Genomic DNA, 530 nt, shown 5'->3' with positions numbered 1-530 from the left:
ACCTTTGAATGTGGATAAACGTAGTGCGCCTACCGCCAGCATCAGAAAACTCGTCATTCATGCTGGTCTGGCGGCGACGTCGTGAGCAAGACCAGGGAGCTTATAGTTTCCCATTTCCCATTTCGCGTCGGTCGTTCTCGTCGTCTTGGTAGTGCTAGCAAGCTTTGTGAGCACTTTCAACCCAGTGCAAGACGTTGTGGCTACCATCCGTGGTGACAATGACGCCTCTGTCGCCTCTGCAACCGCGGCTTACGTCGTGCTCACTGCCATATTCGGAGCAGTCTTGCTCGTATTCACCTCACTGCGATTTTCACAAAGCAGGCGGCGGATCTGCGCCCCGTGGGGAGTGGTCACTTCGATAGTCGGGCTAGGGTTCCTTCTATTCACAGTCTTTCTCGGATCGGTCATTTTCTTTGACAACACTCCCGCCACGGAGCTCACACCACGCATACTCCTTGCGGTGCAAGCGCGAGAGGTGCTCCCGTTAGTGACGTTTCTCACGTTCATAGTTGCGCTGTCATGGGGCCTTT

At 54.5% G+C, this 530-nt stretch carries 1 protein-coding gene; it reads left to right on the top strand.

Annotated features, from left to right (window positions below):
- Positions 1-166: 166 nt before the first annotated feature.
- Positions 167-530, top strand: a 364-nt coding sequence (locus tag JF66_RS24865) for a hypothetical protein (protein WP_231556553.1), incomplete at its 3' end; no start/stop codon positions are given.

Origin of the sequence: Cryobacterium sp. MLB-32 (assembly GCF_000738085.1) — a bacterium.
Lineage (GTDB): Bacteria > Actinomycetota > Actinomycetes > Actinomycetales > Microbacteriaceae > Cryobacterium.
Note: the sequence above shows the minus strand (reverse complement) of the source record. Positions and strands in the feature narration are given on the sequence as shown.